Here is a 22,610-nt window from a genome sequence, read left to right as displayed (position 1 = left end):
AAGATCGTCCAGCTGAAATTTCTGATCGTAATACTTCAGGTCACTTCGAAGCTGATACAGTTTTATCTGGAAAACGTAAAGGTCAAGCAGTAGCTACGTTTGTCGATCGTAAGAGTCGGCTTACCATCGTTAAACGGCTGAATGGACGAGATAGTACTTCAATGACCAAGGCTATTTTAGAATTGGCTAACCAGTTAGGAGATAATCTCAAGACCCTTACTGTTGACCATGGGAAAGAATTCGCCAACTACAGTTTGATTGAAGAACAGACCGGTGTTCCGCTGTACTTTGCGCACGCTTATTCGCCACATGAACGAGGCAGTAATGAAAATCGCAACCGAGTACTATGCCGCTTCATTCCCAAAGGTCAACCGATTGATGAGATTACCGATGATGAATTGATTCAAATTAACTGGTATTTGAATTGCCGACCACTCAAATGTTTAAATTGGCGAACACCGATTGAGATATTTTTGCGTAATCTGCGTTACTAAATTTGTTCAAGTTATTTCTTGCAATCTGCCATTTAAATAAAATTGTGACACTCAGACTCCGGTTTGAGTGTTTTTTGGTGAAAGTTGCTTGAATTAATAAGGAACTTTTAGCGTTTCACAATTTTGGGTCGGTCCAATTGTCAAAAAGGTTGACTTTTTGAAAAAACGAAGTATTATAGTTATTGTAAATTGATAATTTTAGTGATTTACGTTATCGTTACTTAGGCTACTTCGGTAGCAATTCATGTTAATGAAGGAGAGTAAAAATTAATGGCAGTAGATTACGATTCCAAAGCATATTTGGAAAAAGTCGACGCTTGGTGGCGCGCAAGTACCTACCTTTCAGGTGGTATGATCTTCTTGAAGAGCAACCCATTGTTCTCAGTTACTAACACACCACTTAAAGCAGACGATGTTAAAGTGAAACCAATTGGTCACTGGGGTACTATCTCAGGCCAAACTTTCTTGTACGCACATGCTAACCGTTTGATCAACAAGTACGGTTTGAACATGTTCTACATCGGTGGCCCTGGTCACGGTGGACAAGTTATGGTTACAAATTCTTACTTAGATGGTTCATACACTGAAGACTATCCTGAGATTACTCAAGATCTTGAAGGTATGACTCGTCTTTACAAGCGATTCTCATTCCCAGGTGGAATTGGATCACATATGACTGCTCAAACTCCTGGTTCACTTCATGAAGGTGGAGAATTAGGTTACTCATTATCACATGCAGCTGGTGCAGTTCTTGATAACCCAGATCAAATTGCATTTACGGTTGTTGGTGATGGTGAAGTTGAAACTGGTCCTGCTATGACTGCATGGCACTCAATCAAGTTCTTGAACCCTAAGAACGACGGTGCTGTATTGCCAACACTTGACCTTAACGGTTTCAAGATTTCTAACCCAACTATCTTCTCACGTATGAGTGACACTGAAATCACTAAATTCTTCGAAGGTCTTGGCTGGTCACCACGTTTCATCGAAAACGATGACATCCATGACTACATGACTTATCACGAAAAGGCAGCTTCTGTCTACGATAAGGCTATTGAAGATATCCAAAACATCCAAAGAGACGCACGTGAACACGGTCGTTACGAAGACGGTGAAATTGCTGCATGGCCAGTAATCATCGCTCGTTTACCAAAGGGTTGGGGTGGTCCTACACACAACCCAGCCGGCGAACCAATTGAAGGTTCATTCCGTGCTCACCAAGTTCCACTTGGTCTTTCACAAAAGAACTTAAAAGAATTACCAGAATTTGAAGAATGGATGAACTCATACCGTCCTACTGAACTCTTCAATGCTGATGGTTCATTGAAGGCTGAAGTTGCTGACTTCGCACCTAAGGGTGACAAGCGTATGGCAATGAACCCAGTTGCTAATGGTGGTCGTGCCCGCGGCGAAAAGCCAGAAACTTTGAAGCTCCCTAACTGGAAGGACTTTGCTAACAAGATTGACGCTTCAAACCGTGGTACTGAATTAGCTGATGCTAACCAAAACATGGATATGAACGTTCTTTCTGGTTTCCTTGCTAAGGTTGCTACTCAAAACCCAACATCATTCCGTTTCTTCGGCCCTGACGAAACTATGTCAAACCGTCTATGGGAAATGTTCAAGGTTACTAACCGTCAATGGATGGAAGAAGTTAAAGAACCATATGACCAACATGAAGCCCCAGAAGGCCGTATCTTGGATGCTCAATTATCTGAACACCAAGCTGAAGGTTGGTTGGAAGCTTACACATTGACTGGTCGTACTGGTATCTTCGCTTCATACGAATCATTCCTTCGTGTAGTGGACTCAATGATCACTCAACACTTCAAGTGGATTCGTCAAGCAGCTGACCAAAAATGGCGTAATGATTACCCATCATTGAACCTCATTTCTACTTCAACTGTATTCCAACAAGACCACAATGGTTACACTCACCAAGATCCAGGTATGTTGACTCACTTGGCTGAAAAGAAGTCTGACTTCATTCGCCAATACCTTCCAGGTGACGCTAACACATTGCTTGCTGTCTTTAACCGTGCCTTTGGCGAACGTCAAAAGATCAACCACGTTGTTGCTTCAAAGCAACCTCGTCAACAATGGTTCTCAGTTGATGAAGCTGAAGAATTAGCTACTAAGGGTCTTAAGACAATCGACTGGGCTTCTACTGTTGCTGAAGGCGAAAAGGCAGATATTGTCTTCGCTTCAAGTGGTGTAGAACCAACAATCGAAGCATTCGCTGCTATTAACTTAGTTAACGAAGCATTCCCACAAGTTAAGATGCGTTACGTAAACGTTGTTGAAATCAACCGTCTTCAAAAGAAGAACGGCCCTCTTAACGAAGACCGTGCATTAACTGATGAAGAATTTACTAAGTTCTTCGGTGAATCTGGCACACCAGTTGTCTTTGGATTCCACGGTTACGAAGACTTGATTGAATCAATGTTCTACGAACGTCAACACTTAGGTCTCCACGTTCACGGTTACCGTGAAGATGGTGATATCACAACTGCATACGATATGCGTGTTTACTCAGAATTGGATCGTTTCCACCAAGCTAAGGACGCTGTTCAAGTTCTTATGTCTGAAGGCGTTGTTTCAGAAGCCGACGGAAAAGCATTCGATGACAAGATGGACGCTATTCTTGCAAAGCACTTCAAGATCACTCGTGACGAAGGTCGCGATATTGAAGAATTCACTGACTGGAAATGGACTGCTCTTAAGAAGTAATTCGTTCTCACTAAGCTGAATATGAAAAGGTCAACCGGATTTCCGGTTGACCTTTTTTGCGTCCTAATCATTTTTCTCATGCCATTGCTTAATTTGTGCTAGGCGTTGTTTAAAACGATCCTCGTTCCCTTGAGAAGTCGGGAAGTAATACTCATGGCCTTCAAGTTCTGGCGGCATCGTCTTCATAGAAGTAAGTTTATCCTCGGTATTATGCGCATAAATGTAGTCTTTGCCATAATCCAAATCACTCATGAGTTTAGTTGGTGCATTACGAATCTGAAGTGGTACAGGTTCATTACCAGTTTTCTTAACGTCCTTCTTGGCATTTTGCCGAGCAACGTAAACTGAATTGGATTTGGGTGCTAAGGAAAGGTAAATGACGGCTTCAGTGAGATGGACATCACATTCGGGCATCCCCAAAAACTGACACGCCTGAAACACATTAATGGTTAGTTCAAGTGCCCGCGTATCGGCAACGCCAATATCTTCGCTAGCAAATCGTACTAATCGTCGGGCAATGTACAGCGGATCTTCATCGCCATCCAGCATCCGTGATAACCAGTAAATGGCAGCATCAACGTCGCTATTACGCATCGATTTGTGTAGGGCAGAGATGATGTTGTAATGCTCCTCACCATGCTTATCGTAGCGCAATGATCGCGTCTGAATGAGTTGACTTAAGTCGTCCGTTTGAATGGACACTTCGCCATTCTCTTGGTTGGCATTCAGTACCACCATTTCTAGTGTATTCAGTGCAATTCGGGCATCGCCGTTGGCAAATTCAGCGATTGTTGCCAGCGCATCATCGGCTATCTGAATTTTTAAGTTTGGGAAGCCGTTGGGATGCTTCAAGGCATTTTTCAGGACTTTCAAAATATCAGTCGACGAAAGTGAATGGAGCACGAATACTTTGCACCGCGAAAGAAGGGCGGCGTTGATTTCAAACGATGAGTTCTCAGTCGTTGCGCCAATCAGGATGATACTGCCTCGCTCAACGAACGGCAAAAATGCGTCTTGCTGGGCTTTATTAAATCGGTGAATTTCATCAACAAATACCACCGTTTTCTGTCCGATTTCTCGGTTGTTCTCGGCTTCCTTCATGATCTTTCGAATATCATTAATTCCGCTTGTTACCGCGCTAAACGTGATGAATGTTGCCTTAGTTTGATGAGCAATAATTTCGGCTAATGTCGTTTTTCCCACGCCGGGTGGACCCCAGAAGATAATCGACGGGAGGGTATCAGCGTCAATGATTTCCCGCAAAACTTTACCGGCACCAATGAGATTTTCCTGGCCCGCAAATTCGTCCAATGTTAGTGGTCGCACCCGATTAGCTAAGGGGCTATTTTTCATTTTATTCGTTTCAAAAAGCGATTCTTGTTTCAATAGTTGTCACCTCAGTTCACTGACTACCCTTATTTTAAGCTAGTTTGGCTATAAATTACATTAATTAACTTTAACCCGGGTTCTATGCTTTAAACCTATAGTACGTCATAAAAATTAAGTATTAGACGGTCGTTGGTTTTAGTCCTAGACTCAATAGTAATAGGAAGGACTGATCTGATTGACAAAGAACGAAGAAACAGTTAAAAATGGTATTTTCCCAATGGGCGACAAGAACGATGCTTACGCTCAATATTTTGTAGGCCAAAGCTATTTACAAGGCTTGGTTGCTGACCCGGATGTGAACGTGGGGGTTGGAAACGTCACTTTTGAACCTGGCACACGAAATAAATGGCACATTCATCACGATGGTTACCAAATTCTTTTGGTCACGGCTGGTGAAGGCTGGTATCAAGAAGCAGGCAAGCCAGCACAACGCTTAAAACCTGGTGATGTTATCGTAACTCATGATGGTGTAAAGCATTGGCACGGTGCAACCAAGGGCAGCTGGTTCTCTCACATTGCGATTACAGCAGGAACGCCAGAATGGCTAGAAGCCATCTCCAATGAAGAATATGCAGTACTGGAGGCGAATGATTAATGGCTAAAAAGCAAACGGCTGGTCGTGATAACCTGGGAGAATTTGCCCCAAAATTTGCTGAATTAAACGATGATGTCTTATTCGGCGAAGTTTGGTCAAGAGAAGATAAGCTTTCAAGTCGTGACCGTAGTTTGATTACGGTTGCTAGCTTATTGACCCAAGGTGTACCACAATTAGAGGCTCATATGAACATTGCTAAGCAAAACGGGGTGACCAAGGATGAAATGGTTGAATTGATTACTCATTTGGCATTTTACACGGGTTGGCCAAAAGCATGGAGTGCATTTGGTCTGGCTAAAAAAATTTACGAATCTGAAACGATTTTTCGGCGGGTCTCTTTTTAGGGATACCGCTTTTTTGTTGCTACATTAGGGAATAACCTCACAATCTTAAGGATTGACGACGGTAAAAAATGACGTTATGATGAAACCGCTTACTGAAATTGGTATATCAAAATTGGAGGTTTGAAAATGGCTTACAAAACTGTTAACCCTTTTACAAATGAAGTCGTCAAAACTTATCCGGATGCAACGTCGGAACAAGTTGAAAATGCGTTACAAGCAACCCACAAGCTTTTTAAACAATGGGAATTGGAAGGTCCTGAAACTCGGGCCGATCAGTTGCATGAAATTGCGCGCTTAATGCGTGAGGATAGCGACCATTTGGCTGAAGTCATGGTTACTGATATGGGAAAACTTTTCCGTGAAGCGAAGGGTGAAGTGGAACTCTGTGCCATTATCGCCGATTACTTTGCTGACCACGGGGCAGACTTGTTGAAACCTACTACAATCGATACCATTGCCACCGGAACAGCAAAAGTGCTTAAGCACCCAACTGGGGTCTTAATGATGGTTGAACCATGGAACTTCCCATATTACCAAATCATGCGGGTCTTCGCGCCTAACTTTATGGTAGGGAACCCAATGATTTTGAAGCACGCCTCAAATACGCCCGGTTCAGCGGTTGCGTTTGAAAATGTAGTGAAGCAATCGAGTGCTCCTGACGCCAGTTTGATTAATCTATTTGTTAACTATGACCAAGTTTCCGACATCATTGCTGACCCTCGTGTTCAAGGAGTGGCCTTGACGGGTTCTGAACGTGGCGGTCGGAGTGTCGCGACGGAAGCTGGCAAGAACTTGAAGAAGAACACAATGGAATTAGGAGGTACGGATGCCTTTATCGTGCTTGACGATACGGATATCGATACGGTCTCCGAGATTGCTTGGCGAGCACGCCTCTATAACGCCGGACAAGTATGTACTTCATCCAAGCGTTTTATCGTGGCGGACAACCTTTACGATCAATTCGTTGCCAAGCTAAAGGAGAACTTTGCAAGCGTCAAACCAGGTGATCCAATGGCAGCTAATACAACGCTTGCCCCAATGAACACAAAGCGGGCAAAGGATAAGCTCCAGTCACAAGTTGACGAAGCAATTGCCAGCGGGGCAACTTTAGTTTACGGAAATGAGCCAATTGACTTACCAGGGCAATTCTTCCAACCAACCATTTTGACGGATATCAAACCAGATAATCCTGCTTACTCAGAAGAAATGTTTGGTCCAGTTGCTGAAGTTTACAAGGTCCACTCTGATCAAGAAGCTATTGATTTGGCCAACGATTCACAACTCGGACTTGGTGGCATTGTCTTTAGTGGCAATCCAAAACGTGGTGAAAAGGTCGCTGCTCAGATTGAAACCGGCATGGTCTTTGTAAATAACTTCATGGTTTCACTACCTGAGCTGCCATTTGGTGGTGTGAAGGAATCTGGCTATGGCCGTGAAATGAGTGCAATTGGCATTAACGCCTTCGTTAATGAGCAATTAATCGTGACTGCCGATGCGCCTGACATGAGTAACTTAGCAGGTGGATTAGTGGCAACCGATCCGGAATAAATGGCATAATAAAGGAGCTATCAATACTTGATAGCTCCTTTAATCTTGATGAAAATGAGGTGGATCAGCATGTGACGTGTTCAATTTTATGGTGCAACATCCTTGGATGGCTATCTAGCCAATCGTGACCGAAGTCTTCAGTGGCTGTTTGATACGGCCGGTGGTGAAGAGGCTAATACAGACCAATTTTTGGCAGATGTTGACACAGCGGTCATGGGTCGCAAAACATACGAGGAAACCAAGCAGATTATGGCCGATGAGCCGATGTTTCCTGGTAAACAAAATATTGTGCTGTCAAGTACGCGAACCGGCGATGTGGAGGATGCGACGTTCCATAATGGGGATGTCGTCTCGCTTGTACGACAACTCCGAGAACAGGATGGCCAAAACATCTGGATTGTGGGTGGTGGCAAAATTGTCACCGAGCTGCTACAGGCCGATTTAATTGACGATTGGTGGATTCAAATTGCACCAGTTGTGCTGGGCAGCGGCATCCGGCTATTTCCTGAAGGCGACTACTTTCAAAGATTTAAGCTGGTTGATGTGACCCATTACGATCAACTCGCAGAAGTTAGATATACCCGCTTAGATTAAGCTTTTGGGCGTTCATCTACAATTTGTAAGTTGTCTTCAATGACTTCACCGTCATCCGACAGATTTAATAGATTGAAGTTTGGTTTAAAGTCGATTTTGAGGTTGTTACCAAAGAATTCTTTTGAGTAGCCTTTAGCGTAAATAGGTCCAGGTCCCAGTGGTGACTCGATTGCTAAATCATAGTCGGCGAGGGGCATTTCATCGCTAATGATGACCAACTGAAAAGCAATTTGAAGGGCAACCAAACCGTGATGAGAATAGGGGCCCACCCCGTCATCATAACTCAGTAGTAAGCGGGTATGTGGATCTAAATGAGGTTTAATAACAGCCATTGCAGCATCGGAAATTTGAATTTTCATGATCGACACTCCCTTGTTTTAGTTTCAAGCAAATTATAGCGATTTTCCGGTTAAATTAAAGTAATTAGCTTATTATTTTTAGCTGATGGAATGTTTGGGGCTGGCTTGTCAAAGTGTTAGTATGGAAAGTATAAGAAATGGAATTGAAATTCCTCAAGTTGGTTTTGGAACCTGGCAAATCCCTGGTGGCCAAACAGCTTACGATGCGGTAGCCAATGCACTGAAAACGGGCTATCGTCACATTGATACAGCGCAAGCGTACGCTAACGAAAGTAGTGTCGGTAAAGCCATTAAGGATTCCGGCATTGCCCGTGAAGACATTTTCCTCACAACAAAATTACCAGCCCGAATTAAAGGGTACCAAGCAGCCTTAGATGCGTTTGACAAGACGCTCGAAAATTTGGATATGACCTATGTGGATCTTTATTTGATTCACGCGCCATGGCCATGGGATGCAATTGGTACGGAACATGATAAGGAGAACGTTGAAACCTGGCGTGCTATGGAAGAAATTTTAAAGAGTGGGCGCGCTAAGGCTATCGGTGTTTCTAACTTTGATGTTCATGATATGAGGAACATCTTAGAACACGGCACAGTTACACCCGCCGTTAACCAAATTCAATACTACATTGGGTTTACCGAGCCCAAGATTGCGGACTTTGCAAAATCAAACGATATTTTGATTGAAGCTTATTCACCACTTGCAACCGGTGATTTATTGGATAACGATGAAGTGAAAGAACTAGCTGCGAAGTACAAAGTGAGCGTGGCACAACTCGCTTTACGCTTCTGTATTGAAAATGGGGCCTTGCCATTACCAAAGGCAACGACCCAAGCTCATATTGAAGCAAATGCACAACTGGACTTTACCATTGATAATGCTGATATGAAGCGTTTGAACAAGATGGTGGATGCGGCGCCAAGTCATTTCCATAATCCAACTCAAGGCTAAATTCATTTAGGAGGTTACCCAATGTCAATTTACGACTATGATGTCACACTCGAAAACGGTGAATCCTATTCAATGTCCAAGTACAAGGGCAAAACGCTTCTGATTGTGAACACGGCAACCAAGTGTGGTTTTGCGCCACAATTTGAGGGCCTAGAAGACCTTTATGAGACGTTTAAGGATCAAGACGTGGTTGTCTTAGGTTTCCCTTCCAACCAATTCAAACAGGAGCTAAAGGACAGTCAAGAGGCAGCAGAAGCTTGTCGCATGACTTATGGTGTGACCTTTCCTATGCATGACATTAACGATGTCAACGGGAAAAAAGCCTTACCACTGTTCCAATACCTGACGGCTGAAGCTCCAGGTGCGCTGGGAGACGCCATCAAGTGGAATTTCACTAAGTTTTTGGTAGATCGTAACGGCGTTGTTCGAAAGCGATTTACACCGGAAACGGTTCCAGAAAAAATTATTCCCGAGTTGAAACAAGTTCTGGCAGAAAGCTGAGTCTTGTCGCTAGTGTTTTAGTGGCGAGTCATGCTATGCTAAATAACTGAATAAACCAATAATGAGGTGATTTTGACCTCATTATTTTTTTGGCTGAAAGGGAATTAAAAAATTGACTAGTAAAAAAACACGTTTGATCTTATTAAGTGTTTTCTTCGTTGCCGTCAACATGCGACTACCGATCACGGCAATTCCACCGTTGTTGCCCAGCCTGCAAAAGGCAATCGGTTTGCCTAGTAGCGCGGCTGGTTTAATTACCACCATTCCACTACTGACGTTTGCGGTAATTTCGCCGATTTTAGCGAAGTTAGGTAAACGGTTTGGTAATGAACGCGTCATCTTGGCTTTCACTGTGCTGCTTGTATTGGGAAGTTTGCTGCGAGTTAACCAAAGTATGATGGCCGTTATGTTTGGGACATTTTTGATCGGGTTAGGAATTGATAGTGCCAACGTTTTACTACCGGCCGTCATCAAGGATCAAATTCCAATGAAACCCATGCTTGGGGTGAGTACTTACACAACCACAATGTTGGAAATTGGGGCATTAGGAACGGGCCTTGCTGGCATTATTGTGGTTGCCACTAATCTCCGGTTCGCAATGTTGACACTTTTTGTCATTTCATTGATTAGTTTGGTGGGCTGGTTTCCAATGGTCAAACGCCAGGTTGCTGATGATGAGATGACCAAACAGCGAAAGACAGAGAAGGGCCGCTCAGTGTGGACTTCAAAAACGGGATGGGTGATTTCCCTGTTTTTCGGTCTTCAATCATTGATTTACTATTCTTTGTTAACTTGGTTGCCTTCAGTATTTGTTTCTCAGGGGTTCACGAGCATCCAAGCTGGGACCTTTGTAACGGTGATGCAGATTAGTTCATTACCATTTGCTTTTTTAGTGCCTTTATTATCAGACAAAAAGGGTGGCGATGCCGTCATGGTTTGGGCGGTCGGAATCGGGTTTGTCGGTGGGAGTTTACTGTTTGCGATTCCTGGATTGAATGTCCTAGCCGTCACCATTATTGCTATTTTTGTCGGGATTGCTTCCGGGATTGCGTTTAACCTGTCAATTGTGTACTTTGCTCAAAAAACGGCCAATTCAGTGGAAACGGCAGAGGTCTCGGGGATGGCACAAACGGTGGGGTATCTACTTGCTGCTTCTGGGCCAATTGTTTTCGGTTATATTGAGTCACTTTTAGACTCCTGGACGCTGGTATTACTGCTCAACGCAGTCTTAGCATTTATCCTCTTTGGAGCCGGTTTATACATCAATCGGAAGACACATATTTTTGACGTAGCACACAAATAAGCCTAATTTAACGGTTTTTAAGGTGTAAAGAAAAAAACCTTTACAAGCATATAAAAGACTGGTATATTATTTATCGTTGAAAGAATTACAGGAGGTGGAAATAATATGTCAGTAAAAATTCGTTTAAAGCGTATGGGTTCTAAGAAGCGTCCATTCTACCGAATCGTTGTTGCAGATTCACGCAGCCCTCGTGATGGTCGTTTCATCGAACTTGTGGGTACTTACAACCCATTAGTTAACCCAGCTGAAGTTAAGCTACAAGAAGAAGATATCTTAGACTGGTTAGGCAAGGGTGCCCAACCTTCAGATACTGTTCGTAACTTGCTTTCAGATGCTGGTATCATGAAGAAGTATCACGAAGCTAAATTCTCTAAATAATTAAGAGATAAGTGAAGACAGATGACTGATTTCAAAACACTTATTAAAACAATAGTGGCACCGCTAGTTGAGTATCCCGAAGCGATTCGCATTGAAAAAAATGAAACTGATCGGTTTTATGAATTTCAATTGTTTGTCGATTCGAAAGACGTCGGTCGCGTTATTGGGAAGCAAGGCCACGTTGCGCAAGCAATTCGGACGATTGTGTATAGCGTTCGTGTCCAAGGTCCTAAACGTGTGAGACTGGTTATCAACGATAGTGCAAAGTAGGCTTTTGAGCGAAATAACCTTTCGCTTGAGAGCTTTTATTTTTTGGAGGTGAAAAAATGACCCATTACAATGTCGGTAAAATTGTGAATACTCACGGTATTCGCGGGGAACTTAAGATTGTGTCTTCAACGGATTTCCCTGAATCTCGCTTTAGAAAGGGCAGTGTCCTGGACCTTTTTAAGGATGAAAATAGTACACAACCGTTGCGCACGTTGACGATTAAGTCAGCTAAGAAACAAAAGAATGTTTACTTGATTCAGTTCGAGGGCTTCAACAACATTAATGATGTGGAGCAGTTCAAAGGGATGGTTCTGAAAATTTCCGAGGCTAATTTGGATGAGGACGAACTTGAAGAGGGCCAATATTACTACCATGAAATTATTGGTTTAAAGGTGGTTGATGAAACTGGTCAGCTAATTGGCACGATCTCAGATATTTTGGCGTTGGGACCAAACGATGTCTGGACGGTTAAACGTGAGAAGCAATCTGATCTCCTTTTACCAGTGATTAAGCAGGTTGTGAAAGACGTTGACCTCGAAAAGGGTCAAGTCACTGTTGAATTGATGGAAGGGCTAGACTAATGCGAATTGATGTTTTAAGTTTATTTCCTGATATGTTTAACGGCCCAATGACGGATTCTATTGTGGGTAAGGCCATTGATCGTGATAGCTTCGATATGCACGTCACGGATTTTCGAAAATACTCCACCAATAAACACGGTAACGTTGATGATTATCCGTTTGGTGGTGGTGCAGGCATGTTGTTGCAAGCCCAACCAATTTTTGACGCGCTAGAAGCCGTTAATGAAGAGGCTACTGCGGCCGGTTTCAAAACTAATCGGGTTATTCTGACCGATCCAGCGGGCCAACAATTTGACCAAAAAATGGCGGAGTCCTTTGCCCAAGAAGAACACTTAACGTTTATCTGTGGTCACTATGAAGGTTTTGACGAGCGAATTAAAAGCTTGGTAACCGATGAGGTGTCCTTGGGAGATTTTGTCCTGACTGGTGGCGAGTTACCTACCATGGTAATGATTGATGCAACAGCTAGACTATTGCCAGGTGTTTTAGGCAATCAGGAATCGGCGCCGGGAGATTCATTTTCTAGTGGCCTGCTCGAATACCCACAATACACGCGTCCAGCTGATTTTCGGGGTATGAAGGTACCAGATGTCTTATTGAGCGGGAATCATCAAAAGATTGACGACTGGCGTGAAAAAGAGGCTCTGCGGAAGACCTACTTGCGTCGGCGTGACTTAATTGACTATGATCAACTGACAGCAAAACAAAAAGAATTGTTAGCTGATGTGAAGGTCGAAGAAAACCCAGAAGATTAACTTTACACAGATTTTCAATTATGATATGATTTAACTCGGCTGTTAAGCCACATTAACAATATTCCGCTGTCGAAATGAGAATGAATGTTGATAGAAGGGTAGAAAGCAATAATGAGACAAAATGCTTTGATTCAAAAAATTAACCAAGACCAATTACGTGAGGATATTCCTAACTTCCGTGCCGGTGACTCTGTTCGAGTTCACGCCCGTGTTGTTGAAGGTACTCGCGAACGTATCCAGTTATTCGAAGGCGTTGTTATCCGTCGTCGTGGTACTGGTATCCAAGCAACTTACACTGTTCGTAAGATTACAAACGGTGTGGGTGTTGAACGTACTTTCCCAGTACACTCACCACGTGTTGCTAAGTTAGAAGTTGTACGCTTCGGTCAAGTTCGTCGTGCCAAGTTGTACTACTTACGTGAATTACATGGTAAGGCTGCGCGTATTCCAGAATCACGTCGTCCTCGCAAGTAATTTTCAACTTAAAAAGATCGATTTGGAATTTTCCAAGTCGATCTTTTTTTGTGTTTTGCGTTATTTCAATTGTTGTTCCCGTTCAGACATGAAATGTTCCAGCGCCTCTTCTAAATTAACATCGCTCGCAGTTGCAATGCTACTGAGCCACCAAATACATTCGGCAATTTTATAATCTAGTGTTGGTTCTTTGACATCCGTGGGCCAGCTGCCTTGGTCAGCCATGACGAGTCGGCTGACTAATCCAGCGTCGGATTGAAACGCTAAGGTGTCTTGTTCGATGGTCCAAGCGTGACCATCTTGTTTTAATTCAAGCTGATGGTAAGCGGAACGAATGGCCTCTGAGCGATTAACGAGTTCTTCTAAATTCAAATGGTTTTCCTTAATGGGGCTTTATTGGTTGTGCGTTTTGATTTTATAGGGATAGGTCTTGTTGAAATTGCAGTGGTGATAAATCCGTCATTTTGGTAATTAGGGTAGCTGCAAGCTCACGATACTTGGATAGGGCTAACTCAGCCACTTGGATACCTTGTTCAGTTAAGTACGTTTCACGCGCTGCACCGGTTAGTTTGGCCGCTTCCTGATCGGCCGTGATGATGGCCTCGTCGAATGCAATTCGTAATTGAGATTGGGTTGATTGTAAATCATCCTTAAATTCCTTAGGGTGACTATCAAACAAGACGCCAGCGTGTTTAAACACCCAGTAGGCAGAATCAGCAGAATAGGTACCTTCACCTTTTTGGTAGGCAGGGTGAGTGCCATTGATGCCGGCGTAGAACGGCACATACACACTTTCAGCAGCAACGCCCATAGCTAACCAGTGAATATTTGCAAGATCAGGATCAGCCATTTGGCGCATTTGCAGGATATGCGATTCTTGAGTAGCTGCTAAACTAATTGGACGGAAACGGTGGTCCTCGTGAGTGCTTGGATCCAACAAGTCGTATTTGGTACCAGCGTAATGACTGGATAAGACGACCTGAGCGTCACGAACGGCGATCAGGTGATCAGCTTTTTGGATAAAGGGAAGTTGAGTAATTGCTTCTTGGTGCAGACTAGGTGACAAAAGGCGTTGTCCTTCCCATACTCGAGGTAAGTTATAGTAGGAATCCATTTGATTATTGGTACCAAAGATTTCACGGAAATTAAAACCGGTGCGATTGGGTGAAAGGTGGTGTTCGGCAACGAATTCTTGAATGCCGGTTGCCCACATGAAGTTATCTGAATCCGTAAAATCAATTTCTTCGATAGCCATTTGATTTGCGACTACCGCATAGCTATCGTCCGGGATTCGTTGGGCGACCCACTGGTGGCCAGCAGCGGTTTCCATGTACCAAGCCTCATTTTTATCAGCAAACAGAATTCCATTTGACTCGCTAGTACCAAATTCCGCGATGATTTGACCTAAACGGGCAACCCCTTCTCGGGCAGTTTTAATGTAAGGAAGTACTACCGTCACCATAGCTTCTTCGGCGATACCATCTTTCACTAAAGGATCACATGCTAAGACTCGGTCATTAGAGTAGGTACTTTCGGTCGCGCTCATGGCGACCCCATGTTCGTTAATTCCGTCTTCCTCAAATAAACCGAATTTAAGTGTCCATTCTGGTGTTGCGGTATATTTAAAGGCTGTTTTGGGGAGTGTTAGCTCGAATTTTGAGTCATTTGATTTAAAAATGGGAGCCTCGTCGTGAGTTACACGGGGATGGGCCACAAAGTGTTTTGGCCAGGCCGCTTTAGAGTCCTCATTTCGACCAATCATGACGGAACCGTCAATGGATGCTTTTTTACCAATTAGGATACTGGTACAAGCAGAGTAATAGTTTTTATTCATAGTCTTTTTCCTCGATTCATTTCGCTTCTTCTCATGGTACCATTTATAGCGAAAACGAGAAAATAATATTTATCAGTCTAAAAGGGTTCAATTTAGCTGGAAATGTGTTTAAATAGACGTACTGATTTTTTTGAGAAAGGTGACAAACATAGTGCTGAAACAAGGAAAAGATTTACTAATTAAAATTGTGATGATGATCGGTTCATCGATTGTCAGCGCCATCGCATTGAACGAATTTTTGATCCCGGGAAAGATTTTTAGCTCGGGAATAAATGGTATTTCGCAGTTGCTATCGACGTTTGTTGAACATGTTTTTCAAGTTGATATCAACACCGGTTGGTTTATTTTGCTATTGAACCTGCCGATTGGACTACTGGGCTGGCTGATGATTGGCAAACAGTTTACACTGTACAGCTTCCTGACGTCGATTTTGACCTCCTTCATGGCAGTGATCATCCCCATCCAGACCATTTCCCACAATCCGCTCTTAAGTGCCTTATTTGGTGGCATTATCACCGGTGTCGGTGTGGCCTACCCATTGAAGTACGGTTTCTCAACAGGTGGGATGGACATTGTCGCGGTAATCTTGGAAAAAACGACTGGTAAGACAATCGGTACAATGATGATTGTGACCAATTTAGTGATTATTTTAATTGCCGGTTCCGTCTTTGGCTGGGAAAGTGCACTTTACACGATTATTTCGATTTATGCCATGTCCCGAGTGGTTGATGCCATTCATACGCGTCACCAAAAGCTCACGGCCTTTATCGTGACCTTTATGCCAGATGAGGTAGTCGCAAATCTTAATAAGACTCTGATTCGTGGTGTTACGATCATGCCTTCAGAGGGGGCTTACAAACGTCAAAAGGGTGCCGTCCTCATGGTGGTCATTTCGCGGTACGAACTCTATGATTTAGAACACGTCGTCAAATCAACCGATCCTAATTCATTCGTCAATCTGGTTAACACGGTTGATATCGAGGGTAATTGGTACGATGAAAAGGATCAACTTAAGGCCAGACAAGCGGATCAATCCGCTAACTGATTGCGCTTTGAAGCGAGTATCTGTATAATGAAATCTTGTAAAAAGTAGAAGGTGAGGGGTTAATATGCCAATCGTAAACATTGATTTAATTGCTGGTCGTAGCCAAGATCAACTCAAAAACTTGGTTAAAGACGTTACTGACGCCGTGACTAAGAACACAGGTGCACCTGCTGAACACGTTCACGTCATCTTACGTGAAATGGAAAAGAACCGCTACGGTGTTGCCGGCGTTTTGAAGAGCGACGAAGAAGCATAGATTTGACGAAAGATTGCTGAAGAGCAGTCTTTTTTTAGTTAAGGGACCCTTATTTTTGCCTTTTATAGTTGGATAAAACGCGTTAATTCGGTATACTTAGGACGGTTGAGTTCACAAAGAACACCAACAGAACGCATAAGTAGACTAAGTTGAAAATCTTCAAATAATCAATGAATGGAGAATTCAAATCATGAATGATCAACAATACATGTTAGCGATTGACGAAGGGACCACTAGTGCCCGCGCCATTTTGTTCGATCGCCACGGTCACGTTGCCGGGAAAGCTCAGCGTGAATTTACTCAGCATTTTCCTAAGCCCGGCTGGGTGGAGCATGATGCTAACGAGATTTGGAACGCTGTACAATCCGTAATTTCAGACGCACTCATTTCAACTGATATTCGCCCTTATAAAGTTCGCGGAATCGGAATTACTAATCAACGGGAAACCACTGTTGTTTGGAATAAAAAGACCGGAGAGCCTATTTACAACGCGATTGTTTGGCAATCTAAGCAAACTAGTGAAATCGCAGACGGCTTGAAGGATGCCGGTTATTCAGATTTTATTCATAACAAAACGGGGTTGGTCATCGACTCATACTTCTCAGCCACGAAAATTAAGTGGATTTTGGATAACGTTGAGGGCGCCCGTGACCTTGCAAACCAAGGTGACTTGCTCTTTGGGACCATTGACACTTGGATTCTCTGGAAGCTGACCGGTGGCCAAGTTCACGCCACCGATTACACCAATGCTAGTCGGACCATGCTCTACAACATTCACGAACTAAAATGGGATCAAAAAATTTTGGATCTTTTAGACATTCCAGCTTCAATGCTGCCAGACGTTCGTTCCTCATCCGAGGTTTACGGTTATACATCTGGCTACACGTTCTTTGGCATTCAAATTCCGATTGCCGGGATTGCCGGAGATCAACAAGCAGCCCTCTTTGGGCAAACGGCCTTTGAACGTGGTATGGTGAAAAATACGTACGGCACTGGTGCCTTTATCGTGATGAACACGGGAACCGAACCTACATTATCCGATCAAGGATTATTAACAACGATTGCTTATGGCATTAATGGTGAAATTACGTATGCCCTAGAAGGTAGTATTTTCGTAGCGGGCTCGGCAGTCCAGTGGCTCCGAGACGGTATGAAATTCTTCAGCGATGCTGCAGATTCAGAACGCATGGCGGTTGAAGCCAAGACGACAGAAAACGTCTACGTGGTCCCAGCCTTCACTGGATTGGGTGCGCCTTACTGGGATCAAGAAGTTCGTGGCGCCGTTTTCGGACTCACCCGGGGAACGACACGTGAGCAATTTGTGCGGGCAACGGTTGAAGCCATTGCTTATCAAACTCGTGATGTCATCGAAACCATGCAGGCGGATACGGGATTAGATCTTAAATCGTTGAGTGTTGATGGTGGTGCCGCTAATAACGGCTTCTTGATGCAGTTCCAAGCGGACATCTTGAACACGCCAATTGAACGAGCTAAATTAGCCGAAACCACTGCTTTGGGCGCCGCCTATCTAGCTGGATTGGCAGTCGGTTTTTGGAAGGATTTAGATGAAATCAAGCAAATGCACGAAATTCGTGATGAATTTAAGCCGGCGATGTCAGAAGATCGTCGTAATAAGTGCTATCGAGGCTGGCAAGCAGCAGTGGCTGCTACGCAAGCTTTCAAACCAAATGAAGAAGACTAAAATAAAAAAGCTGGGAATTTTCCCAGCTTTTTAAATGTCATGAATGACCCTTAGATTAAACGTTAAACTACGTCTAATTTTAAGTAATCTTGCAGGTAGGTAGCTAAACCGTCATGCTCGTTATTCAATTGTGTAACATCGTTGGCAATGGATTTTAGATGGTCATTCGCATTATTCATTGCAACACCCCAACCAGCGTATTCAATCATTGCATTATCGTTGCTTTCATCACCGAAGGCAATAATATCTTTTCGCTGAATGTGATAGTAATGGGCAATTTTTTCCACGCCCGTTGCCTTATGAATGCCCTTATGACCAATTTCAATGACATTGTGTGGACCACCCCAGGGATTTACGTCCACTAAGGAACCAAATTTAGCCTCGATATAGGTCGACAGTGGTTGTAACTTGTTTTCTGTCACTTGAATCGTTAAACTAGTAGGGTCTTCATTAAGTGATTGGCTACTTAAAATTTCGTTTGTTTCCAAAGTAGCCGGAAAGAAGTTGAGCCCGGATGGCGCTTGTTGCTGTGCCAAGAAGAGGTTCTTACCTTCCGCCGCAATAAGTTGAATCTGGTAGTCATCACGCACTGCCAACAGATCCAGAACGATTTCGCGATTAATCGTGTATTGGTATTCCTCGGACCAGCGTTGATGGGGATTGAATCCCAAACTACCATTAAAATTAATCATTGGCGATTGTAGTGCAAGTTCATCATAGATAGGCGTCGATAGCCGATTTGGTCGACCAGTCACGATACTCACAATGTGGCCAGCACTTTGAGCAGCCTTGATGACGCGAATGGTTTGCGCAGACAACTTAGAAGCATTGTTCAGCGTGGTGCCATCTAAGTCGATAGTGATTAGTTTTTTAATTTCTGACATTGTTTCACCTCAAGCGTTTAGTTATACATAACCATGCCAATCTATCACAATCGTTCACGCAATGCACGGGTTAGATTAAAAATAAGGAGAATTATTTTGAATTTACCAGAAGCTTTCATTACTAAATACCAAAAATTGTTAGGAACCGAGTCTGAGCGCTTCTTTGCTAGCTTTGAGCAGCCAGTAAAACATGGGTTTCGGGTGAACCCCTTGAAAAAAGCTTTACCCGCTACGATTGATTTAAGTGAGCCAACGCCATTTAGCCGGTGGGGCTATTTTGGTCGGGTAAAGGGGAAATCCATGGAACATCAAACTGGGGCAGTTTATAGTCAAGAACCCAGTGCCATGATGGTTGGTGAGGTGGCTGCCCCTAAGCCGGGCGACCGCGTCCTTGATCTTTGTGCAGCACCGGGTGGGAAATCTACTCATTTAGCGAGTTTTCTTAATCAAACGGGGTTGTTAGTGACTAACGAAATTATGCCAAAGCGGGCCAAAATTTTAGTTGAAAACGTAGAGCGTTTCGGTGTTAAAAATGCCCTTATTTTAAATGAAACGCCGGAATCAATTGCACGATCATTTCCAGGTTTTTTTGACGTGGTATTGGTTGATGCACCTTGTTCGGGTGAGGGAATGTTTCGGAAGGATCCAGAATCGGTAAGTTACTGGACGGAAGATTATCCAGCAAAGTGTGCCGACCGTCAAAAGACAATTCTGAATGAGGCTGTGAAAAATATTAAGCCAGGCGGTGAACTCGTTTACTCGACCTGTACCTTTGCACCAGAAGAAGACGAGCAAATGATTAGCTGGTTACTGCAAACTTACCCTGAATTCGAGCTGGTGGCGATTGATAAGCCAGCAGGGGTTGAAGATGGGCGGCCAGAGTGGGCAGATGGTAATCCGGAGCTTAAAAAGACAGCCCGACTTTTTCCTCATAAGGTTGATGGTGAGGGGCACTTTATTGCCAAGCTGAGATTTAAGTCGGCTATTTCCCCCGAGCCTAAGACACGTGAGCAGAGTGAAAATTTAACCAAGGATCAACGTCAACTCTTGAACGAGTTCATTTCAGACTACTTGCCTGATTTTGGACCTCACCGATTCATGACGTTTGGGGATACCGTGTACTTACTAAATGAAGGGACACCGGATCTTGATAAATTAAAGGTCAAACGGCCAGGACTCGAGTTAGGTGTGTTCAAGAAGAACCGATTCGAGCCTAGTTATGCTTTAGCGCTTTCGTTGGATCAGCAGGCATTTAGTCACACCATTAACATGACGCGTGATCAATGGGCTAAGGTGGTCCACGGGGATACGATTAATGTCGAGAACACCGATCAGTTTAAGGGCTGGGTGTTACTTGTGTGTGAAGGCCAATCCGTTAGCTTTGGTAAATTAGTGGGCACAACGGTAAAAAATTATTTTCCAAAGGGTTTGAGATTTCAAGCTTAACAAAAATGAGCCATGACGATTTGTCATGGCTCATTTTTTACTTGGTTAAGTGACGCTGATTCATGTAATTCATTAGTTCCAGTGAAAAGATTGGCTGGATTTGATGTAAGTCAGTAATGGATTTAGCGCCAAGGAGAACCATAATCCGTTTCAAATCCTTAAGCCATTGTGTGAGCATCGATTCAGTTTGCTCGACACCCGTTGTAATCAGTGTGTGCAAGACCACACCCGCAATGCCAACTGAACTGGCGCCTAGAGCTAATGCCTTAATGACGTCGAGTGGATTGCGGATACCACCACTTGCTGAGAAGTTGGCTTGATCTTGATAAGGTTTGGATTCCAAAAGCGCTTCGACAGTTGAAATTCCCCAATTTTGAAGGTAGTCGAGTGCCTTGTCTGAGCGACGAAAGTTCTCAATTTGAGCGAAGTTTGTACCACCACGTCCGCCAAGATCAAAATCGTGGATGCCGTTTTGAATCAAAATCCCAATGACTTCTTGATTAAGGCCGAAGCCAACTTCTTTAATCACGACCGGCACATCGACTGCCTGATGAATGTGTCGGATGTTGGCTAACCATCCATTAAATTTGCGGTCGCCCTCAGGCATTATGAGCTCCTGTGCGGGGTTCAAATGAATTTGTAGGGCATCAGCCGAAATCATTTCGACAGCGGTCTTAGCTGCCTCAGGAGGGGTTCCTGCACCAACATTTCCAAAGAGCAGGCCATTAGGATTCGTTTCTCTCGCAATACTAAAGGTTGTAGCAAGGCTAGCATCTTTTAGCGCAACGCTTTGGGAACCCGTCGCCATGACCAAATTTAAATCTTTGGCGATTGTGGCTAATTGCTGGTTCAGTTTACCAGTTCGTTCGCTGCCACCCGTCATTGCTTCGATGAAAAGTGGAAACGGCACAGAATGGCCGGCGATTGTGGTCGATAAATCAATATCTGCTAAGTCAATCTCAGGGAGCGCATTGTTCACAAAGCGAACCTGGTCAAAATCGCTAGGTTGCGTGACATCATGAAATTTTTCTGCTAGGGAAACGTGTTCATCCTTGCGATGCGATTGAATGGAAGTCATGGGAGTCACTCCTCTTAGTTCAGGGTATGGACGTTGAAGTTTAAAGGTTCAATGGCATTCTTCTGCCATTCGGCAATTAATGCCGTGGTGGGAACGTTTTTATCAATGATGACAATACCACAGTCACCACCACCGGCACCAGAACTTTTGGCAGCACCATTGAAGTGCTCAGCAATATCACAAAGTTGTTTGAGATTTTCGGTTTCGATAATGACACCACTTAAGCGTGATAGGCCAGCAAGAATCTGGCGATTGCGACTAATCTCCGTTTTAATGGCGGCAAGATCGCCCCGTTTGAAGCCTTCAATCATGGCCAGCAAGCATTTTTTGCTTTCATTCAAGAAGGTCTGGTAATCCATGTCGTCCTTCGCTTTAGCAAGTGCAACTTTATCAACCAAGTGTGAAGTTGACGCAGGTGACCCCGTCCAGCCAATCATCAATTTCAAGTCAGCAGGTGGTGTTAACAAGTCGACTTTTAAGCCTGGCCATTTTTCGGTGAGTAGCTGAGGCAAGTCATAGTTTTTACGTGCTAGTTTTAGCCATTCGCGGTCAAACGAGTGGTAGGCAATCCAACCACCGTAGACACTGGCCGCAATATCTCCAAGTGAGCCGTTACCTTGAACCTCAAAATGAGCAATGGCGGCTAATTTAAATAGCCGGTCCTTATCGAGTGGTAATTCATAAAACTGACAAAGAGCATGAATTGTGGCAACCGTCACTGCAGCAGAAGAACCTAAACCGTACTTTTTGCCATCATCACTATCGAGTTCACTGTTAATTTTTAGATGATAGAGGCCAAGCGGTTTATTGAGGGTTTTCGCATATTCTTCAGTTAACTTGATGGCAGATAGAATGTAGTGAAAGGGGTTATCCCGATCATCGAAGACCATGCGATCATTTTCACGGGTCCAATAGAGGGAATTTTCTTGGTACTGCTTGGACATAATGCTACCAAACTGGTCAGCCGTGGAAACGGTGACCTTAACGAATTGATCCAGGGCGACAATGATTGCGGGAAAGCCAGTTTCAACGACTGCATATTCGCCGGCAATATAAAGTTTTCCTGGTGCTTTTACTGAAATCATGAGGTGGGTCCTT

The 22,610-nt window shown here is 43.8% G+C and carries 25 protein-coding genes; 18 read left to right on the top strand and 7 right to left on the bottom strand.

The window, feature by feature from the left end; all coding sequences use genetic code 11:
* A partial coding sequence (locus LOSG293_RS04990; RefSeq protein WP_034527761.1) for an IS30 family transposase occupies nt 1–494 on the top strand: 494 nt, incomplete at its 5' end.
* 270 nt (nt 495–764) lie between these two features.
* The gene (locus LOSG293_RS04985; protein WP_034527759.1) at nt 765–3,224 is read left to right on the top strand and encodes a phosphoketolase family protein; all 2,460 of its coding nucleotides are present in this window, start codon (nt 765–767) and stop codon (nt 3,222–3,224) included.
* A gap of 63 nt (nt 3,225–3,287) precedes the next feature.
* On the opposite strand, the gene LOSG293_RS04980 is transcribed toward LOSG293_RS04985, so the two are convergent.
* Nucleotides 3,288–4,610: a replication-associated recombination protein A gene (locus tag LOSG293_RS04980; protein ID WP_034527757.1), complete on the bottom strand. Its 1,323-nt coding sequence runs from the start codon at nt 4,608–4,610 to the stop codon at nt 3,288–3,290.
* Between the two features lie 178 nt (nt 4,611–4,788).
* Here LOSG293_RS04980 and LOSG293_RS04975 point away from each other — a divergent pair, with 178 nt between their 5' ends.
* The 4 genes from LOSG293_RS04975 to LOSG293_RS04960 all read left to right on the top strand — a co-directional run bounded on the left by LOSG293_RS04975 (nt 4,789) and on the right by LOSG293_RS04960 (nt 7,694).
* A complete protein-coding gene (locus LOSG293_RS04975) occupies nt 4,789–5,208 on the top strand; it encodes a cupin domain-containing protein (RefSeq protein ID WP_034527755.1) in 420 nt (139 codons plus the stop codon).
* A complete protein-coding gene (locus LOSG293_RS04970; RefSeq protein ID WP_034527753.1) occupies nt 5,208–5,552 on the top strand; it encodes a carboxymuconolactone decarboxylase family protein in 345 nt (114 codons plus the stop codon). Before LOSG293_RS04975 ends, LOSG293_RS04970 begins: the two co-directional genes overlap by 1 nt.
* 126 nt (nt 5,553–5,678) lie before the next feature.
* Nucleotides 5,679–7,100 (top strand): NAD-dependent succinate-semialdehyde dehydrogenase, encoded by a 1,422-nt coding sequence (locus LOSG293_RS04965; RefSeq protein ID WP_034527751.1) that lies wholly within the window; start codon nt 5,679–5,681, stop codon nt 7,098–7,100.
* A 102-nt stretch (nt 7,101–7,202) separates the two neighbouring features.
* The gene (locus LOSG293_RS04960; RefSeq protein WP_235786819.1) at nt 7,203–7,694 is read left to right on the top strand and encodes a dihydrofolate reductase family protein; all 492 of its coding nucleotides are present in this window, start codon (nt 7,203–7,205) and stop codon (nt 7,692–7,694) included.
* On the opposite strand, the gene LOSG293_RS04955 is transcribed toward LOSG293_RS04960, so the two are convergent.
* A complete protein-coding gene (locus tag LOSG293_RS04955) occupies nt 7,691–8,053 on the bottom strand; it encodes an iron-sulfur cluster biosynthesis family protein (RefSeq protein ID WP_034527749.1) in 363 nt (120 codons plus the stop codon). The genes LOSG293_RS04960 and LOSG293_RS04955 overlap by 4 nt on opposite strands.
* Nucleotides 8,054–8,174: 121 nt before the next feature.
* On the opposite strand from LOSG293_RS04955, the gene LOSG293_RS04950 reads away from it, so the two are divergent.
* The 8 genes from LOSG293_RS04950 (at nt 8,175) to rplS (ending at nt 13,267) form a co-directional block, all read left to right on the top strand.
* Nucleotides 8,175–9,005: an aldo/keto reductase gene (locus LOSG293_RS04950; RefSeq protein ID WP_235786817.1), complete on the top strand. Its 831-nt coding sequence runs from the start codon at nt 8,175–8,177 to the stop codon at nt 9,003–9,005.
* 21 nt (nt 9,006–9,026) lie between these two features.
* Nucleotides 9,027–9,506: a glutathione peroxidase gene (locus LOSG293_RS04945; RefSeq protein WP_034527745.1), complete on the top strand. Its 480-nt coding sequence runs from the start codon at nt 9,027–9,029 to the stop codon at nt 9,504–9,506.
* Between the two features lie 112 nt (nt 9,507–9,618).
* Entirely contained in the window at nt 9,619–10,809 is a 1,191-nt protein-coding gene (locus LOSG293_RS04940; protein ID WP_051907224.1) for an MFS transporter, read from the top strand.
* Between the two features lie 105 nt (nt 10,810–10,914).
* Nucleotides 10,915–11,187: a 30S ribosomal protein S16 gene (gene rpsP, locus LOSG293_RS04935; RefSeq protein ID WP_034527743.1), complete on the top strand. Its 273-nt coding sequence runs from the start codon at nt 10,915–10,917 to the stop codon at nt 11,185–11,187.
* A gap of 21 nt (nt 11,188–11,208) precedes the next feature.
* Nucleotides 11,209–11,457 (top strand): KH domain-containing protein, encoded by a 249-nt coding sequence (locus LOSG293_RS04930; RefSeq protein ID WP_034527741.1) that lies wholly within the window; start codon nt 11,209–11,211, stop codon nt 11,455–11,457.
* A gap of 56 nt (nt 11,458–11,513) precedes the next feature.
* A complete protein-coding gene (gene rimM, locus LOSG293_RS04925; RefSeq protein ID WP_034527739.1) occupies nt 11,514–12,038 on the top strand; it encodes a ribosome maturation factor RimM in 525 nt (174 codons plus the stop codon).
* Nucleotides 12,038–12,793, top strand: a complete 756-nt coding sequence (trmD, locus tag LOSG293_RS04920; protein ID WP_034527736.1) for a tRNA (guanosine(37)-N1)-methyltransferase TrmD — start codon at nt 12,038–12,040, stop codon at nt 12,791–12,793. Before rimM ends, trmD begins: the two co-directional genes overlap by 1 nt.
* A 111-nt stretch (nt 12,794–12,904) precedes the next feature.
* A complete protein-coding gene (rplS, locus tag LOSG293_RS04915) occupies nt 12,905–13,267 on the top strand; it encodes a 50S ribosomal protein L19 (RefSeq protein WP_034527735.1) in 363 nt (120 codons plus the stop codon).
* Between the two features lie 60 nt (nt 13,268–13,327).
* Here the strand turns inward: rplS and LOSG293_RS04910 are convergent, their stop codons facing one another.
* Together LOSG293_RS04910 and LOSG293_RS04905 are read right to left on the bottom strand one after the other, a co-directional pair.
* Nucleotides 13,328–13,639: a MazG-like protein gene (locus LOSG293_RS04910; RefSeq protein WP_034527733.1), complete on the bottom strand. Its 312-nt coding sequence runs from the start codon at nt 13,637–13,639 to the stop codon at nt 13,328–13,330.
* 43 nt (nt 13,640–13,682) lie between these two features.
* Complete coding sequence (locus LOSG293_RS04905) at nt 13,683–15,101, bottom strand: C69 family dipeptidase (RefSeq protein ID WP_034527731.1); 1,419 nt, start codon at nt 15,099–15,101, stop codon at nt 13,683–13,685.
* Nucleotides 15,102–15,291: 190 nt separating this feature from the next.
* Between LOSG293_RS04905 and LOSG293_RS04900 the strand changes: the two genes are divergently transcribed.
* From LOSG293_RS04900 to glpK, 3 genes are all read left to right on the top strand, one after another.
* Nucleotides 15,292–16,146 carry a YitT family protein gene (locus LOSG293_RS04900; protein WP_081919901.1) on the top strand — a complete coding sequence of 285 codons (855 nt, stop codon included), beginning with the start codon at nt 15,292–15,294 and terminating at the stop codon, nt 16,144–16,146.
* Between the two features lie 64 nt (nt 16,147–16,210).
* Nucleotides 16,211–16,402, top strand: coding sequence for a 2-hydroxymuconate tautomerase (gene thmT, locus LOSG293_RS04895; protein WP_034527730.1), 192 nt, complete (start codon nt 16,211–16,213; stop codon nt 16,400–16,402).
* 190 nt (nt 16,403–16,592) lie between these two features.
* Nucleotides 16,593–18,104 (top strand): glycerol kinase GlpK, encoded by a 1,512-nt coding sequence (glpK, locus tag LOSG293_RS04890; protein ID WP_034527728.1) that lies wholly within the window; start codon nt 16,593–16,595, stop codon nt 18,102–18,104.
* Nucleotides 18,105–18,166: 62 nt separating this feature from the next.
* Here glpK and LOSG293_RS04885 read toward each other — a convergent pair whose 3' ends face one another.
* On the bottom strand, nt 18,167–18,988 hold the full coding sequence (locus LOSG293_RS04885) for a Cof-type HAD-IIB family hydrolase (protein ID WP_034527725.1): 822 nt from the start codon (nt 18,986–18,988) through the stop codon (nt 18,167–18,169).
* 96 nt (nt 18,989–19,084) lie between these two features.
* Between LOSG293_RS04885 and LOSG293_RS04880 the strand changes: the two genes are divergently transcribed.
* Nucleotides 19,085–20,434, top strand: coding sequence for an RsmF rRNA methyltransferase first C-terminal domain-containing protein (locus LOSG293_RS04880; protein ID WP_034527723.1), 1,350 nt, complete (start codon nt 19,085–19,087; stop codon nt 20,432–20,434).
* 37 nt (nt 20,435–20,471) lie between these two features.
* Here LOSG293_RS04880 and fni read toward each other — a convergent pair whose 3' ends face one another.
* Nucleotides 20,472–21,512, bottom strand: a complete 1,041-nt coding sequence (gene fni, locus LOSG293_RS04875; protein ID WP_034527720.1) for a type 2 isopentenyl-diphosphate Delta-isomerase — start codon at nt 21,510–21,512, stop codon at nt 20,472–20,474.
* 14 nt (nt 21,513–21,526) lie between these two features.
* Complete coding sequence (locus tag LOSG293_RS04870; protein WP_034527718.1) at nt 21,527–22,597, bottom strand: phosphomevalonate kinase; 1,071 nt, start codon at nt 22,595–22,597, stop codon at nt 21,527–21,529.
* Nucleotides 22,598–22,610 lie beyond the last annotated feature (13 nt).

This window comes from Secundilactobacillus oryzae JCM 18671, assembly GCF_000740055.1.
GTDB classification, from domain to species: domain Bacteria; phylum Bacillota; class Bacilli; order Lactobacillales; family Lactobacillaceae; genus Secundilactobacillus; species Secundilactobacillus oryzae.
This window is presented reverse-complemented; position numbering and strand designations above follow the sequence as displayed.

What these genes read in the sequence shown, in the direction of transcription:
- LOSG293_RS04985 (WP_034527759.1), top strand. Translation starts at nt 765, where the DNA reads ATGGCAGTAGATTACGATTCCAAAGCATATTTGGAAAAAGTCGACGCT.
- LOSG293_RS04970 (WP_034527753.1), top strand. Translation starts at nt 5,208, where the DNA reads ATGGCTAAAAAGCAAACGGCTGGTCGTGATAACCTGGGAGAATTTGCC.
- LOSG293_RS04965 (WP_034527751.1), top strand. Translation starts at nt 5,679, where the DNA reads ATGGCTTACAAAACTGTTAACCCTTTTACAAATGAAGTCGTCAAAACT.
- LOSG293_RS04955 (WP_034527749.1), bottom strand. Translation starts at nt 8,053, where the DNA reads ATGAAAATTCAAATTTCCGATGCTGCAATGGCTGTTATTAAACCTCAT.
- LOSG293_RS04950 (WP_235786817.1), top strand. Translation starts at nt 8,175, where the DNA reads ATGGAAAGTATAAGAAATGGAATTGAAATTCCTCAAGTTGGTTTTGGA.
- LOSG293_RS04945 (WP_034527745.1), top strand. Translation starts at nt 9,027, where the DNA reads ATGTCAATTTACGACTATGATGTCACACTCGAAAACGGTGAATCCTAT.
- rpsP (WP_034527743.1), top strand. Translation starts at nt 10,915, where the DNA reads ATGTCAGTAAAAATTCGTTTAAAGCGTATGGGTTCTAAGAAGCGTCCA.
- LOSG293_RS04930 (WP_034527741.1), top strand. Translation starts at nt 11,209, where the DNA reads ATGACTGATTTCAAAACACTTATTAAAACAATAGTGGCACCGCTAGTT.
- rimM (WP_034527739.1), top strand. Translation starts at nt 11,514, where the DNA reads ATGACCCATTACAATGTCGGTAAAATTGTGAATACTCACGGTATTCGC.
- trmD (WP_034527736.1), top strand. Translation starts at nt 12,038, where the DNA reads ATGCGAATTGATGTTTTAAGTTTATTTCCTGATATGTTTAACGGCCCA.
- rplS (WP_034527735.1), top strand. Translation starts at nt 12,905, where the DNA reads ATGAGACAAAATGCTTTGATTCAAAAAATTAACCAAGACCAATTACGT.
- LOSG293_RS04905 (WP_034527731.1), bottom strand. Translation starts at nt 15,101, where the DNA reads ATGAATAAAAACTATTACTCTGCTTGTACCAGTATCCTAATTGGTAAA.
- LOSG293_RS04900 (WP_081919901.1), top strand. Translation starts at nt 15,292, where the DNA reads ATGATGATCGGTTCATCGATTGTCAGCGCCATCGCATTGAACGAATTT.
- thmT (WP_034527730.1), top strand. Translation starts at nt 16,211, where the DNA reads ATGCCAATCGTAAACATTGATTTAATTGCTGGTCGTAGCCAAGATCAA.
- glpK (WP_034527728.1), top strand. Translation starts at nt 16,593, where the DNA reads ATGAATGATCAACAATACATGTTAGCGATTGACGAAGGGACCACTAGT.
- LOSG293_RS04885 (WP_034527725.1), bottom strand. Translation starts at nt 18,988, where the DNA reads ATGTCAGAAATTAAAAAACTAATCACTATCGACTTAGATGGCACCACG.
- fni (WP_034527720.1), bottom strand. Translation starts at nt 21,512, where the DNA reads ATGACTTCCATTCAATCGCATCGCAAGGATGAACACGTTTCCCTAGCA.
- LOSG293_RS04870 (WP_034527718.1), bottom strand. Translation starts at nt 22,597, where the DNA reads ATGATTTCAGTAAAAGCACCAGGAAAACTTTATATTGCCGGCGAATAT.